The organism is Methylomicrobium lacus, assembly GCF_041897535.1.
Classification (GTDB): Bacteria; Pseudomonadota; Gammaproteobacteria; order Methylococcales; family Methylomonadaceae; genus Methylomicrobium; species Methylomicrobium lacus_A.
On sequence record NZ_CP169217.1, the window covers coordinates 3,022,861 to 3,038,379 of the forward strand.

At 57.5% G+C, this 15,519-nt stretch carries 10 protein-coding genes; 7 read left to right on the forward strand and 3 right to left on the reverse strand.

Annotated elements, in window-relative coordinates:
• The first annotated feature begins 1 nt into the window (after nucleotide 1).
• Together ACEPPP_RS13320 and ACEPPP_RS13325 are read left to right on the forward strand one after the other, a co-directional pair.
• Entirely contained in the window at nucleotides 2-616 is a 615-nt protein-coding gene (locus ACEPPP_RS13320) for an SPOR domain-containing protein (protein ID WP_374087443.1), read from the forward strand.
• Between the two features lie 586 nt (nucleotides 617-1,202).
• Nucleotides 1,203-3,122 (forward strand): PAS domain S-box protein, encoded by a 1,920-nt coding sequence (locus ACEPPP_RS13325; RefSeq protein ID WP_374087444.1) that lies wholly within the window; start codon nucleotides 1,203-1,205, stop codon nucleotides 3,120-3,122.
• Between the two features lie 35 nt (nucleotides 3,123-3,157).
• On the opposite strand, the gene ACEPPP_RS13330 is transcribed toward ACEPPP_RS13325, so the two are convergent.
• Entirely contained in the window at nucleotides 3,158-5,548 is a 2,391-nt protein-coding gene (locus tag ACEPPP_RS13330; protein WP_374087446.1) for a Lon protease family protein, read from the reverse strand.
• A 167-nt stretch (nucleotides 5,549-5,715) separates the two neighbouring features.
• Between ACEPPP_RS13330 and nifJ the strand changes: the two genes are divergently transcribed.
• From nifJ to ACEPPP_RS13355, 5 genes are all read left to right on the forward strand, one after another.
• On the forward strand, nucleotides 5,716-9,339 hold the full coding sequence (gene nifJ / locus ACEPPP_RS13335) for a pyruvate:ferredoxin (flavodoxin) oxidoreductase (RefSeq protein WP_374087448.1): 3,624 nt from the start codon (nucleotides 5,716-5,718) through the stop codon (nucleotides 9,337-9,339).
• Nucleotides 9,336-10,355 carry a dihydroorotate dehydrogenase-like protein gene (locus ACEPPP_RS13340; RefSeq protein ID WP_374087449.1) on the forward strand — a complete coding sequence of 340 codons (1,020 nt, stop codon included), beginning with the start codon at nucleotides 9,336-9,338 and terminating at the stop codon, nucleotides 10,353-10,355. Before nifJ ends, ACEPPP_RS13340 begins: the two co-directional genes overlap by 4 nt.
• Nucleotides 10,356-10,444: 89 nt before the next feature.
• Entirely contained in the window at nucleotides 10,445-11,074 is a 630-nt protein-coding gene (locus ACEPPP_RS13345) for a DUF6781 family protein (RefSeq protein ID WP_374087451.1), read from the forward strand.
• A gap of 17 nt (nucleotides 11,075-11,091) precedes the next feature.
• A complete protein-coding gene (locus ACEPPP_RS13350; protein ID WP_374087453.1) occupies nucleotides 11,092-12,774 on the forward strand; it encodes an ABC1 kinase family protein in 1,683 nt (560 codons plus the stop codon).
• A gap of 166 nt (nucleotides 12,775-12,940) precedes the next feature.
• On the forward strand, nucleotides 12,941-13,387 hold the full coding sequence (locus tag ACEPPP_RS13355; protein ID WP_374087455.1) for a hypothetical protein: 447 nt from the start codon (nucleotides 12,941-12,943) through the stop codon (nucleotides 13,385-13,387).
• Nucleotides 13,388-13,427: 40 nt separating this feature from the next.
• Here the strand turns inward: ACEPPP_RS13355 and ACEPPP_RS13360 are convergent, their stop codons facing one another.
• Nucleotides 13,428-13,811 carry a hypothetical protein gene (locus tag ACEPPP_RS13360; RefSeq protein ID WP_374087456.1) on the reverse strand — a complete coding sequence of 128 codons (384 nt, stop codon included), beginning with the start codon at nucleotides 13,809-13,811 and terminating at the stop codon, nucleotides 13,428-13,430.
• A gap of 122 nt (nucleotides 13,812-13,933) precedes the next feature.
• Nucleotides 13,934-15,202 (reverse strand): DNRLRE domain-containing protein, encoded by a 1,269-nt coding sequence (locus ACEPPP_RS13365; RefSeq protein WP_374087458.1) that lies wholly within the window; start codon nucleotides 15,200-15,202, stop codon nucleotides 13,934-13,936.
• Between the last annotated feature and the right edge of the window lie 317 nt (nucleotides 15,203-15,519).

Genomic DNA, 15,519 nt, shown 5'->3' on the forward strand with positions numbered 1-15,519 from the left:
CATGGCCAGAGATTACAAATACAGAGCCCAGGATCCGCGCGGCGGCCGCCGGCCCAAGCAGAAAGACGGCATGTCGATGTGGCGGTGGATGCTGATCACCGCGTTGATCATCGGCTTTGTGGTCTTTCTGTTTTACATCGGCAGCAAGGGCGCCCAACAGACAGGCTCCCAGCAGGCCGCCAACCCGCCTGTTGCGGAAAAACCGGCTAATGGTTCGGCGCCAAAGCCTGAGGATAAAACCGGGCAAAAAGTCGAGGCGGTGCCCAAGCCGCAAGGCCCGCAATTCGATTTTTATCAGTATTTGCCGAAAAAAGAAATCATCGTGCCCGATCATGAGATCAACACGCGCACGCGCGAGGAGCGGGTCGGCAAGGCCAAGGCAAGCCACTACATTCTGCTGGCGGGTTCCTACCAGGATGGCGAGGAAGCCGATAGTCTGCGCGCCAAACTGGCCATGATGGGGATCGAGTCGCGTATCGAAAGAACCAAGGTAGGCAGCGTGGTCTGGCATCGCGTGATGTTGGGGCCTTATACGCGCATGGCCAGCGTCAGCGTGATCCGCTCGCGCTTGCGGCAAAACGGTATCGATGTGATCGTGACCGAGTCGGGGCAGTAATGGCTCGGTAACCTCGGCATCCGCATTGAACTAGCAAAGCGCCCGGAGAAATCACGGGCGCTTTCCCCTTTCCAGGCGATCCCGGGTTCGTAGGATTTTCGTCTTCAATTTTGTGAATTGGTTCACGCTATCAAAACAATATTTGCAGTAGATAAGGGCCGCACCCGCATGCAGTCCTTGTTCTGCGGTTTTCAGTAATGCCTTGAAAACATAGGCTTTAATCCTCCTCTCCTGCCTGCATTGTGCCAACAAGGCGGCCCCGCTCGCATGCGGTCATCCTGATGTCGGTTTTGCCGATCTGCCTCCAGCCCAAATAAAAAAGATATTTTGCATTATCTTTAATTCATCCGTTTTGCCGTGACGTCTGGAAATCTCCCCCTTTTTTGACACCCCTGCGTTCTCTGCTACCTTTGGGGTATCGAAAACTTGAATGTCCCTCTAGGTTTTTCGGCCGAGCAACAGTGTTTGGGTGTTTTCTATAGGCTCTTCGAGCGTCATAGGTCGAGGTGCTCCGTCCAGGAAACAGGTTAAACCGGTAAATCATTCCGTCTGAAAGGACGACAACAAACTGACAGGAGAAAACCTGATGCAAGACATTTTTCGCCGTATTGCCGGCCGGATGCTGGAGCAGCCCATGCGGGTGTTGTGCGTGATGGGGGGCGCGGTGACATTGACTTATCTCGTGACGGCTGCCGGGATGCGCGATTTGCACAACAATCCGGAGCGGCTCAAAATGAGCGCCGAGCAGGCGGAAGCCGTGCAGACGATCAACCTCGGGTTGATCCGGAAAAGCATCAATGGCGACGGTCCTGCGGCTTTTGGGGGTGACGACAAGATTCTCGGCGCCATCGAGCAACTGGAGCGGGTTCATGCCGCATTGCTCGCGGGTCAGGATAAGCCTCTGGATACGTTGCTGAAGGAATACACGGCGTCCGCCGACAAGCTGCAGAAGATGCCGCCGCACGCGCTGAATAGTACCGATCCCGAATTGCGCAGGCTGCTGGATTCACTGTCGCCACGCTTATTGCAGGAGATGCGCCGAGTCAGTACTGGCTATCAACAGCACAGCGAGGCGATGCTCGGCAACGTGGCGAACAAGCAGCACTGGATGTTTGCGGTTTCGCTCGGTTCCCTGGTGATGATCGGCATGCTGTTGTTGCAGCCCTTATTGCAGCAGTTGCGGGACAGCGCATTGCGGATGCGCCAGGAAAAGCTCCTGGCGGACAAGGTGATAGATACCGTGCCGGTCTCTATTTTCGGTCTGGATGCCGACGGCAACGTGGTGCTGATGAATCGCCATGCCGAACGGCATTGCGGCTGGAGCGCAGGCGAAATCAAGGGGGATGGTTTTTTTGCGCGGTTGATTCCGGCCGAACAGAGGCATGAATTGCAGGCGCTGTTTAACGGCATGATGTCCGGCGCGCACGCGGCGTTTGCCCGAATCGAGGCGCCCATGATGAATGCTTCGGGTAAACAAATGCCGATGGACTGGCATATGACGGTGATCGAAGAACCCGCCTCCGGCAAACCGGGCATGTTTCTGCTCACCGGTGCCGAGGCTTCCGTGAACCAGGGCGATTCGGTGCTTCCGCAAACCGCCGATGCCAATTTGCTGCAATTCAATGCCCGGCAGCAGGATGAGGTTATCTTACCCGGTGGCGATGCCTTGATTCCGGGCACCGCGCACGGCGAAGCCGACAACATTATCCGCATGCCGGCTTCCCTGTGCCGTCGCAACGGGCGTCCAATTACCCAGGCGGCGAAGGATAGCATTGCATTTTTTACCGAAGACGGTTACTCCGGATTTTCGAGACACTTCGATCAGGATCGTATTTGCCGTATCCTGCCAAGGCATAACGATTTTTGTAATAAGCTGGGCTGGAACCGGCTGTTGAATCAGCATAACGAATCGCTCGATGACGATTTGTATGCGCTGATGCCCAGCAAGTCCGAATACCGCCATTTCGAATTGAAGCGTACGGATGACGAGGCGGCCATTACCGAATCGGTCTCTGCCTGGCTCAGGGATCATCATAACCTGCCGAACGATCTGCTGGACGCCGTATTGACCGTGCTGGACGAAATGATCGAAAACAGCCTGTACTCTGCGCCGCGCGACAACAGCGGCATGCCTTATTATACGAAAGGCGAGGCGAGGGAATTGGCTTCTTATGAGGAAATCAGCGTCGATGTCGCGCGGGGCGGCGATATTTTGGGGCTGATGATTACCGATTACTGGGGAACCTTGACACCCGGGGTTTTTTTCAAGAGCCTGGCGCGGGCGATGGAGGGCGGTATTGAAGTCAGGGAAAGCGGCGTCGGTCTGTATATGATCTGGCGGCTGTCCGATTATTTGCAGGTTCGCGTGCATCCGCAAAAATGCACGCAAGTGACCGTGCTGTGGGATATCGGCAGCGGCTTTATTGATCGAAATGTAGACGCCGGGCTGCAGTTTTTGTATCACAACGACTATGAAGCGCCTTATCAAGTGCGGGCCACGATCTAAATTGCGAGGCGTGGCGTTGGCAGCCCTTTTGTGAGCTAGGCGCCTTCGACCTTTTCCTCATCCGCATTCGCCATGTCCGAAATTTCCTTCAGTCGGGAGATGGCTTTGAAGTTGATGCTATTCTCCGGATAATTGCCGTCATGATCGGCCGTGCCGGCCAGCTGGCCGGTCAGTAGTTCGAGCGTTTGATCGACGTTCGACACCGCATAAACCGAAAACAATCCCTTCGCAACCGCGTCGATCACGTCCTGCTTCAGCATCAGATTGCGTTTGTTGGCGGCCGGAATGATCACCGCATGATGGCCGTCCAGACCGCGCGCCTTGCAAAGTCTGAAATAACCCTCGATTTTTTCGTTCACGCCGCCGATCGCCTGCGCCTCGCCATATTGATTGATCGAGCCGGTCAGCGCGAACGACTGTTTGATCGGCGTGCGGGTCAGCGCCGAAATCAGGCAGCACAGTTCGGCCAGCGAGGCGCTGTCGCCGTCGATTTCACCGTAGGACTGCTCGATCGCGATGCTGGCCGAAATCGCCAACGGAAACTGCTGCGCGTAGGTATGGCCGAGATAACCGGTCAGGATCATCACACCTTTCGAGTGGATCGCCAGGCCGAGCTCGGCCTCGCCTTCGATATCGACGATGCCGCGCGAGCCCGGATACACGGTCGCGGTGATCCGCGCCGGCGCGCCGAAGCTGCTGCCGCCGATTTCGAGCACGGTCAGACCGTTGATCTTGCCGATCGCTTCGCCTTCGGTATCGATCAGGATCGTGCCGTCGAGCATTTCTTCGAGCATGATCTCGGCAATCCGCCCGTTACGGAATTCACGGGCGGCTAGCGCCTCTTCGATCTGCTGCCTGTCGATCCGGTCAAGCTTCGCCTTCGCGCAAAACAAACTCGCTTCGCCGATGATGTCGAGCGATTCGGTGATCCGCGCGGAAAAATGATGCTGGTTCTCGGACAACCGGCAGCTGTGTTCGATCAGTGCCTCGATCGCGGCCCGGGTCAGCGGTTTCGCTCCGGAATCCTTCGCATGGCGGTTCATCAGCGCGGCAAACTGTTTCATCGATCCGGCATCGCGCGGAATATAATGGTCGAAGTCGGCCAGGATTCTGAACATTTCGTTGAATTCGCTGTCCAGTTCTTCGAGCAGATAATAAATGTCGCGCGAGCCGACCAGGATCACCTTTACATTCAGCGGAATCACTTCCGGTTTCAGGGTAATCGTATTGATGCCGATTTCCGAGTAAGGCGATTCGATCTCGATCTTGCCGGCCTGCAAGGCGCGCTTCAGCCCTTCCCAGACGAAGGGATAAGTCAGCATTTTCTCCGCATCGAGAACCAGATAGCCGCCGTTCGCCCGGTGCAAGGAACCTGCGCAGATGCGCCGGTAATTGGTGACCAGGGTGCCCTGTTCGCTGACATATTCGATGCGGCCGAACAGGTTTTGATAAGTCGGATGCGGCTCGTGGATCACCGGCGCGCCGTGTTCGAGCTTGTTGTCGACCAATATATTCGGCGCATACAATTCGGTCAGCACCTGCCGCCGGTTCGCAAATTCGCGGGGATCGATCGTCCGTCCCGGCATCAGGTATTCGGGAATCGTGTTGCGCAGATTTTTGTCGATTTCGGCGAGATAGGTGATCACATCGTCGAAATTCTGATATTTGTCGTTCAGCTCGGCGAACAACGGTTCGATCGCCAGACTGATCGTATCGTTGTCGAGCTGCTTGATCTTTTCGACCAACGCCCTTCGCCATTGCGGCAATTCGAGCAGCACGTCGCTCAAATATTCCTCAAGCTCCTCGACCTGCTTGTGAAAGGTGTCGCGTTCGGCCTGCGGCAATTGCGTGAACTGATTGTCGTCGAGCGCCTTGCCTTCCCGGATCGGCGCGAACGAAATCTGCTCGCTTTCCCGGAACAGCGCGATGCTCATCGCCAGCGCTTTCTGATCGACCAAGTCGATCGCGTTGTTGTAATACTGATTGAAATGCCGCTCGATCGATGTCTTTTTTTGCTGATAGGTCGGGCTTTCGAAGGCGGCCGGGAAGGTCGCGAGCAGATTGTCGATCAGATGTTCGATATCCGCGCTGAATACCGCGCCGTATTCGGGCGGCAATTCGATCGCGACCGGTTCGCGCGGATTCTGAAAATTGTCCGCATAGGCATAGGAGGGAGGCGCGTCCTGCTGTTCGGCGATCGCGGTCAGATGCTGGCTGATCATCGACAGGCGGCCGATTCCCGGCTCGCCCATCACATAGATGTTATAGCCGGGCCGGGTCATCGCGACGCCGAATTCGAGCGCCGATTGCGCCCGGGCTTGCCCCAGTATCGGCGCATGCGGCATCGACGCTTCCTCAAGATCGACGCCGGTCAGATCGATATGCAGTTTCAGGGCTTCGGCAGGCAGTTTGGAGACGGTGGTCATTCAGCGTTCGGATGGAATCTAAGGAGAGAAACTGTCGATTCTACCATTTTTCGGCACAGGTTCGAAAAACCGCCGCAGTCACGCGGGTTGGCAGCGCGGCAGGATGGTTTTAGAGTACAATCCCGGAGGAACCCGTGATTCACAACCTTAATATTGAGGTAACGTGTATGCAAAAGAGCAAAACCACGATCGACGGCAACGAAGCGGCCGTCACGGTCGCTTATTTGACCAGTGAAGTGATCGCGATTTATCCGATCACGCCGGCGTCGCCGATGGGCGAGTTGGCCGATAAATGGGCATCCGAACGGCGCGGGAATCTCTGGGGCACGACGCCGAGCATCATCGAGATGCAGAGCGAGGCGGGCGCGGCCGGCGCGATCCACGGCGCCTTGCAGAACGGCGCCCTGGCGACGACCTTTACCGCCTCGCAGGGCCTGCTGCTGATGATTCCGAACATGTACAAGATCGCCGGCGAGTTGACCCCGGCGGTGTTCCATGTCGCGGCAAGGTCGCTGGCGAGCCAGGCGCTGTCGATCTTCGGCGACCACAGCGACGTGATGGCGGCCAGGGCTACCGGTTTTGCGTTTCTGGCGTCCAATTCGGTGCAGGAGGCGCAGGATTTCGCGTTGATCGCGCAGGCCGCCACCTTGGCCGCGCGGATACCGATCGTGCATTTTTTCGACGGTTTCCGAACCTCGCATGAGATCGCCAGCATCGAACCGCTCAACCAGCAAACGATTCGCGTGCTGATCGATGACCAACTGATCGCCGCGCACCGACGGCGGGCCTTGTCGCCCGAGCATCCGGTGCTGCGCGGTTCGACGCAGAATCCGGATATTTATTTCCAGGCGCGCGAGACGGTCAATCCTTACTACCAGGCGATGCCCGGCATCGTGCAGGACACGATGGACCGCTTCGCCGAATTGACCGGCCGCCATTACCGCCTGTTCGACTATGTCGGCCCTGCCGATGCCGAAAAGGCGATCGTCCTGATCGGTTCCGGCGCGGAGACGGTCGAAGAGACGGTCGAGCATCTGGCCGCGCGCGGCGAAAAAGTCGGTTTGCTGAAGGTGCGGCTGTTTCGGCCTTTCTGTGCCGAGGCCTTGCTGGCGGCGCTGCCGAAGACGCTGCGCCGACTCGCGGTGCTGGACCGCACCAAGGAAGCCGGCGCGGACGGCGACCCCTTATACAAAGATATTCTGACCGCGCTCGCGCAAGACGCGATGGGCGCACAGCCTTGCTTTGCCGCGTTGCCAAAGGTGATCGGCGGAAGATATGGGCTGTCGTCGAAAGAGTTCACGCCGGGCATGGTCAAAGCCGTTTTCGACGAACTGGAGAAGCAGGAGCCGAAAAATCAGTTTACGATCGGCATCGATGACGATGTCGGCCATACCAGCTTGCGCTGGGATGCGGGCTTTCGCACCGATGCCTCGAAACAGGCGGTCAACGCGCTGTTTTACGGCCTCGGCAGCGACGGCACGGTCAGCGCGAACAAGAATTCGATCAAGATCATCGGCGACAAGACGCAGGGTTACGCGCAAGGCTATTTCGTCTACGATTCGCGGAAATCCGGCGCGGTGACCGTTTCGCATCTGCGCTTCGGCAAAGAAAAAATCCGTTCGACCTACCTGATCGGCAACGGCGAGGCCGGTTTTATCGCCTGCCATCAGCCGGTGTTTCTTGAGCGTTACCGGATGCTCGACAAGGCCGCGCAGGGTTCTGTGTTTCTCTTGAATTCGTCGCTGCCGGCCGATCAGGTCTGGGCATCGCTGCCGCGCTCGATGCAGGCCGCGATGATCGAAAAGCAAATCGCGTTTTATACGATCGACGCCTATGCGATCGCGGAGGCATCGGGCCTCGGACGCCTGATCAACACGGTCATGCAGGCCTGTTTCTTCGCGTTGGTCGAGATCATTCCGAAGATTGATGCGATCGCCGCGATCAAGGCGGCCGTACAAAAAACCTATCAGAAGGCCGGGCAGCGGATACTCGAGGCGAACCTGAACGCGATCGATGCGGCGCTGGCCAACCTGCATCGCGTCGCGGTGCCGAGCGATGCCACCAGCCAAAGCGAAATCCCGCCGCCGGTGCCGGCCGATGCGCCCGAGTTCATCAAAAACGTGACCGGCGAAATCATCGCCGGCCGCGGCGATGCGGTGCCGGTCAGCTTTTTGTCGGCCGACGGCACCTTTCCGACCGCGACTTCGGTCTGGGACAAACGCAATCTGGCGCTCGAAATTCCGGTCTGGGAAAGCGACCTCTGCACGCAGTGCGGCAAATGCGTGTTCGTCTGCCCACATAGCGTGATCCGCAGCAAGGTGTTTGCACCGGAACAGGTCAAGGATGCGCCTCCGACGTTCAAATATGTGCCGGTCAAGAGCAAGGCGTTCGAGAATCTGCTGATCAGCTATCAGGTCTCGCCGGAGGATTGCACCGGTTGCAGCCTGTGTGTGGACGTCTGTCCGATCCGCGATCCTTTGAAGCCGGAGCGCAAGGCGGTCAACATGGCCCCGCAGCCGCCGCTGCGCAAACAGGAAAGCGCCAACTGGCGGTTTTTCGAAAGCATCCGGGATTTCGAGCGCGGCGCGCTGCATCATAACAAGATTCCGGAGGCGATGCACCTGCGTCCTCTGTTCGAGTTTCCGAGCGCCTGCGCCGGTTGCGGCGAAACGCCTTACATCCGGCTTGCGACGCAGCTGTTCGGCGACCGGATGGTGGTCGCGAATGCGACCGGCTGCTCGTCGATTTACGGAGGCAATCTTCCGACCACGCCGTGGAGCCGGAATAGCGAGGGCAGGGGGCCGGCCTGGGCGAATTCCCTGTTCGAGGACAATGCCGAATTCGGCCTCGGCATGCGGATCGCGATCGACAAGCAGAAGGAATATGCGGAGGAGTTGCTGGAAACTTTGCGCGGCGAGATCGGCGCGGAGTTGACCGACGCGATCTTGAGTGCCGATCAGAGCGACGAGGCCGGAATCTATGAGCAGCATGAGCGGGTCGCAGTATTGAAGGAAAGATTGAGCGCTCTAAACGACGAGGCTGCGTCGCGTCTGCTCGCCGTCGTGGATACGCTGGTCAAACGCAGCGTCTGGATCATCGGCGGCGACGGCTGGGGCTACGACATCGGCTACGGCGGCCTCGATCACGTGCTGGCGTCCGGACGCGACGTGAACATTTTGCTGCTCGATACCGAGGTGTATTCGAATACCGGCGGCCAGATGTCGAAAGCGACGCCGCGCGGTGCGATCGCGAAGTTCGCGGCCGGCGGCAAAGCGACCCCGAAGAAGGATCTGGCGCGGCTCGCGATCGATTACGAACAGGTCTATGTCGCGCAGGTCGCCTATGGCGCGAAGGATACGCAGACCCTGCGCGCGTTCCTGGAAGCCGAGTCGTATCCGGGCACCTCGTTGATCATCGCCTACAGTCCCTGCATCGCGCACGGCGTCGATCTATCGAACAATCTGCGCCAACAGGACATGGCGGTGCGCAGCGGGCATTGGCCGCTGCTCCGCTACGATCCGCGCAGAGAAAAGGAAGGCCATAATCCCTTGCAGCTCGACAGCCAGAAACCGTCGCTGCCGTTCCGCGATTATGCACTGACCGAGGCACGCTTCAGCCTACTCAGCCGGACGCATCCGGAGGATTCGGAACGATTCTTGCAGCTATCTCAGCAGGACGTGAACGTGCGCTACCGGCATTACCGCGAACTCGCGGACAGGGTCTTCACGAAGACGGAGGATGCGCCAAGCCATGCGGCCGGCAAGTCCGCCAACCCAGGAGAAAAAGCATGAACGGCATCGATTTAAGCACCGACTATCTGGGCCTGAAATTGGCCAGTCCCCTGGTCGCCTCGGCCTCGCCCCTGTCGCGCAGTCTCGATTCGGCCTTGCGGCTCGAAGACGCCGGCGCCGGCGCGATCGTGATGTATTCGCTGTTCGAGGAGGAACTTCGGCATCAGGAAGAAACGGCGGCTAGGTTTTTGATCAACCAGGGTATCGGGCATCCCGAGGCCGACAGCTTTTTGCCCGAAGGCAGCGGCTATCGGCACGGCCTGGATCAGTATCTGGAGCAACTCGCCAAGCTCAAACGGTCGCTCAAAATCCCGGTGATCGCGAGCCTGAACGGCGTGTCGCTGGACGGTTGGGTCGCGCACGGCAAAGCCTTGCAGGAGGCCGGCGCCGATGCGCTCGAATTGAATGTGTATTATTTGAGCGCCGATGTCGACGAATCCGGCGCCGACATCGAGGCGCGTTATCTGGAGCTGCTCGGCGAACTGCGGAGTCAGGTCGCTATCCCGATCGCGATGAAACTGTCGCCGTATTTCACAGGACTTGCGCATTTCGTGAAGCGTCTCGAACAGGCCGGCGCCGACGGCGTCGTGTTGTTCAATCGTTTCTATCAGCCCGATATTGATCTGGACAACTTGCAGGTGACCTCCGAGTTGCAATGGTCGCGTTCGGCCGACAGCCTGTTGTCGCTGCGCTGGGTCGCGCTGCTGTGCGGCAAGGTCAAACTGTCGCTCGCGACGACCAGTGGCGTACGTTCGGCCGAGGACGCGTTGAAGCTGATCCTGGCCGGGGCGGACGTGACGCAGCTGTGTTCGGTCTTGCTCGAACGCGGACCGGCATATCTCGGCACGATCAAGAACGACATGCTGGATTGGCTGGAACGCAGTGAGGTTGCTGCGCTGTATGAGCTGAAGGGACAATTGAGCAAGCAGCGCTGCGCGAATCCTGGCGTTTTCGAGCGCTCGAATTATCTGAACCTGCTCGACAGCCATAGCCGGGCGCCGGGCGTCCGAATTTGAAGCCAATCTTTGCCGCGGAACCTTGCTGGCACGGTCATTTCTAACAGGGATCATGATTTTCCATTTTTCGATTAGCAGAGAGAAACGCCATGAACGATACGAAGCAGCAAATAGAAAAAGAAGTCCGCGAGACGGTCGAGTCCGGTGTCGACATTTATGAGCGGGTCAGGGGCATCACGCTGAAGGCCTTGACCGAGCGAACCTTGGATGTCGATAACATCAAGGACGTGATGGAGTCGGTGTTGAAAGGCATGAGCGATGGCTTGAGCCAGCAGTATGATCCGGCCAAACACGCCTTCAAACAATCGACCGAGGCTCTGGACGACGCCTTGACGAAGACCGCCGAGGCTTCCAAGCTCGCGATCGAGGAGGCGGCCTCGAATGTGGACGAGTTTTCGAGCCACGACTTCAAGCGCGCGGCCGAAGACTTGAAAAGCCTAGAAGGGATGTTTCTCGACACGATCGAAACGATCGGCCGGCACGGCAATGAGACCGCCTCGAAAATAGCGAAAGACTTTCTCGCCCATGCGCGGGCGAACGGCACCGAGGTCGGCAGGCAAAGCCGGCTCATTCTGGAGGGGCTCGATAACCTCAGGGTTTCCGGTCAACATGCGGTGGTGACCGGCGCGGTCGTTACGACATCGGCACTGGCGAAAATAGCCGGCGGCTTTCTGGCGGGGATCGCCGAGAGCCTCCACCCTGAAAAGCCGCACGAATAGCGAGTAAAGCACACATCATGTTATGGGAACTGATCAATGCGGCCAAGGATTTAAGCCGGGCCCAGGATGTCGCGACGGTGCTGATCCGTTACGGTTTCGGAGGGCTCGTGCACGCGCTCGGCGTCGAGCGTGCGCTGGAGCGTCTCGGGAGAACGCTGCATTGGCAGAGCGTCGAGGAATTTGCGACGCTCGATACGCCGCATCGGGTGCGGCGCGTGCTGGAGGATCTGGGGCCGACGTTCATCAAGATGGGGCAAATTCTTGCGACCCGGATCGATCTGTTTCCGCCGGCTTATATCGCGGAATTTGAAAAGTTGCTCGATGAAGCGCCGTCTGTGCCATTCGACGAACTGATTCCGCAATTGCAGGAAGACATCGGCGGCTATATCGGCGAAGTCTTCCTCGAAATCGACCGTGCGCCGCTGGCGGCGGCATCCCTTGCGCAGGTGCACAAAGCCGTGTTGAAGGACGGCACGGCGGTGATCCTGAAGATTCGCCGTCCCGGCATCCGCAAAATCATCGAGGCCGACTTGCGCTTGTTGAACCGGCTGGTCGATGTGATCGAGAGCGATGTGCCGGAGCTGCGCCGCTACCATCCGCGCGAAATCTTCCGGCAATTCTCGCAGTCGCTCCGGGCGGAACTCGACTTTGCCGCGGAGGGCCGCAATGCCGAACGGGTGGCGGGCAATTTGGCGGCAGACGCCGACATTCATATTCCGCGCGTGTATTGGGAATTTACCGGCGAGCGCTTGAATGTGCAGGAATATATCCAGGGCATTCCGGGGCGGGACTTGGCCGCGCTGGTCAAGGCCGACCTGAACCATAAGCTGTTGGCCGAACGGGGCGCCAAGGCGATCCTGAAGATGATCATGGAAGACGGCTTCTTCCACGCCGATCCGCACCCTGGCAATGTGTTCTATCTGCCCGACAATCGGCTGGCCTTCATCGATTTCGGCATGATGGGGCGTCTGACCGAGGAGAGGCGGGAGCAGGTGATCAGCCTGTTGTACGGCATGGTCAACCGGATGCCGATCAAGGTCGTCGAAATCCTCGAGGATTGGTCCGATGTGATTCAGACCGACGAACAGGCGTTGGCGGTCGAGATCGACGCCTTTGTCGATCAATACAGCGCGCAGTCGCTGAAGGATTTAAACCTCCAACTGATGCTGGGCGACCTGTTGGCGATCCTCAGGGATCATGACCTGAGCCTGCCGCCCGATCTGGCGCTCTTGATCAAGGCTTATATCACGCTGGACGGTTTCGGCAGGCATCTCGATCCGGAATTTAATACCTTGGTGTTCGCGGGGCCTTATCTGCAGAAGTTGATGGCCGACCGCTACCGCCCTGACGTGATCGTCAAACGCGGCTGGCGCAATCTGGCCGGCGTCGTCGATCTGATGTCCGCCTTCCCGAAAGAACTGCATCACCTGCTCAGAGCCTCCCGCAAAGGCGCGATTCAGGTCGACATCAACGTCAAGGGCATCGGCCGTTATGTCGACAAGATCGATATGGCGATCAGCCGGCTGACGATGGGGATCGTGACCGCCGCGCTGATCATCGGCACCTCGATCATCATGACGGTCAAGGAGGAAAACCAGGTCTTCGGGTTGCCGGTTTTCGGTTTCTTCGGCTATGTCTTCGCCTCTTTGGGCGGCGTTTGGCTGCTGTTTTCTATCTGGCGCAGCAATAAGGGGGGTTAAAATGATCAGCGGCGGGTTATGGCGGCCTTGCTTGCATTAAGTAGCGCGTAAGGAAAATTAGTTAGAATCTTTCCTCAGGGGCTTTTGTCTTGTTAATCTGCTGTCACCTGGGTAGGGACGTCAGATTCTATTTTGAAATAACACGCTATTTTTGAGGAAAATACTGATGAAATTGAAACTGATTGTAGTGCTGAGTCTTCTGTCTGCAAGCGCCTATGCGGAACCGGTTCCGGCAAACTCCTACGAATGCCGGGGTGCGGGGGTGAGCGTCTCTTATGCGACGACGAGCTTTACGGGCGAGCCGACCCTGACGGTAACCACTCCCGCGGAAAGTCTTTCGCAGAGCGGGGAGCAAATCAGCATTCAGGACACCGTTCTCGGCAAGCTGGTAAGCATCGTGACCGAACAAACGCCGGATCTTTCTACCGAGACGCTGACCTTGGTCGTGCCCGACGTGAACGTGACCGACACCGCGCCGCAGGTAAGATTTACCTCCGAACTGTTTACGACCACAACCCATACCTCGATTGGCGGGCCGGCGCTAGTGACGGGTCCTGTCCAAGAGTCGAAGTCGAAAAAGCTGGTCTGCAAGGCGTCTCTGTTGAACTTCTAACCCGGCATCTCCAGCCTATTCTGAATTGAACATCGACAGTTTAAGGAAATGCAAGCTCCGCATCCACTCTGACCGTCTTGCCGGGTGGAGGGATGCTGATGGCTTGAAACGCATCCGATAAACAGGTGCCCAATCCAGGGTGTACATTGTTCCGGTCTTCGGAGAATCCGCGGGCAATTTGCCGACCTTCGGCGTTGAAGGTGAAATCGATCAGGAAATGATCCGGCGTCTTGCCTGATTCGGTCGGGCAGGCTTTCAGCAACGCGGGTTTGGATTGCGCCAACGCCTGCTTAACCTGTTCTAGGAGTTGGTCCTGACTGAGGATCTGCGCATTCGGCGTCGCGGTTTGCGGAGCGGAGTTTGCTGCCAGCGTTGCCGGAAGGGCTGAGTTTTTGAGGCCGAAAAAAGCGCCGATGCTGATCATGGCCGATCCGATTAGAATGGCTTGGGGTGTTGTGAGTGGGTGCATATCTTGTAAGAGTCAATAGCCGTACGCTTGAACATTGCCGCCCGAAACCGGTCAGTCGTTCCCGGGCGGCGGGCCGATCAATTGGTCACCATCACCCATCCTTGCAAGTAGTCATTGTTATCGATAGGGGTCGTGGTACTGAGATTAAAGCTGCAAAATCCGACCTTGTACATGCCGGCGATCCGAGGAAGAGCGCTTTGCGCAAGAGAAAAGGAAACCCCCGTGGGGGTGGCGGTATGCAGTTGAAAGCCGTTTGCAACAAATGGCGTGACTGTGCCAGAGGGTTGCAGCTGGTAACAAATGTTCGCGCGAAAATCCGCATGACTATATGCCGCTGAGGTTTTTAAACTCGCCGTAATCGTCGAAGTGATGTATTGGGTGTCGGTGATCGTGACTTCCGCGAGGGGACCATGGAAGGTAAATGCCGTTTCGTTTGGGTCGATACTCCTGATGCCGCCGTTCAAATTGGAGGTGGTGACCACCCCGCTTGGACCCTGAAGGCCTTGGGCTCCGGCAGGACCGGTAGAACCCGTGTCGCCCTTGGGTCCGCTATCGCCTCTTGCGCCCGTATCGCCCTTGTCACCTTTATCGCCTTTAGCGCCGGCAGGACCCATGGGTCCGATATCTCCCTGAGGACCGGCCGGTCCGGCGTCTCCTTTGGGTCCGGTCATGCCCGTGTCGCCTTTATCGCCCTTAGCACCGGCAGGGCCTGTTGCTCCGGGTGCACCTTGAGAGCCGGCAGGTCCGGCATTATCCCAAACGATATTGAGGGAGGGCTCGTGGCTGTTTTTGCCATTTTCCTTGCTGTTGATCTTGATGTTCAAGCCGCCGTCGCTTTTCAGCGCCAAGCTGAAATTGCGATTATCCGGGTGCGCATCGATCCATTCTTGCACCAATTCAGTGACATCGACTTCGATCCAACGCATCTTTCGGTCCATGCCAATGGGGACATGGGTCGCCGCCGCGGATACGGCGGGCAAGTTGGCCCCGGACAGCGATCCTTCCGACCAATTGCCGGTAACCTGGCTGATGGTTAAATTGCCGCCGCTTTTGATGGTGCCGACGAACAGTCTGACCATCGCCTTGGCGACATTGGCGCCCGAATAGTGCTCTGGGGTATTCAAAGCAAAGTTGATATAACCCGTTTGCATTGATGTGACGATGATATCGCCGGCTTTTCCGTAGACTTTGGTCGGTGCTTTTGAGGATGCATAACTATCGTCGGTCAACATTTCCATGCCGGCCAAAACCGGCGTTGAGTAAGCACCGGCAAAACCCAGCGCGCAGGCGATGACCCCCCCGTTGACCGCCTTTTCAAGTGAGCGCTTAATCAAGATTCTTTTCATAATTCGCCTTTTTTGTTAATTTTTTTAAGGGACTCATGAATTTGCCGATCGACTGGGAAAACAGTTAGAAAATGCTGTAACTTCCGTGTGCAAATCCATGCAAAATAAATAATTTCGTAGTGTTATTGTCAGACTTTTTGAGTATTTGAAGTCTAGTACATTGGAAATTAACACAGGCTTAAATTATGGTTTGGCGGGAATGTAGTCCAGGTTCTGTGATGTCTGTCGCATTATTAATAATTGACTGGCTTTGCCGTGAGCAAATTGTCAATTAAGTCTTAATGACAGATTAGGTTTCCCTTCATCCTGTATCCGAA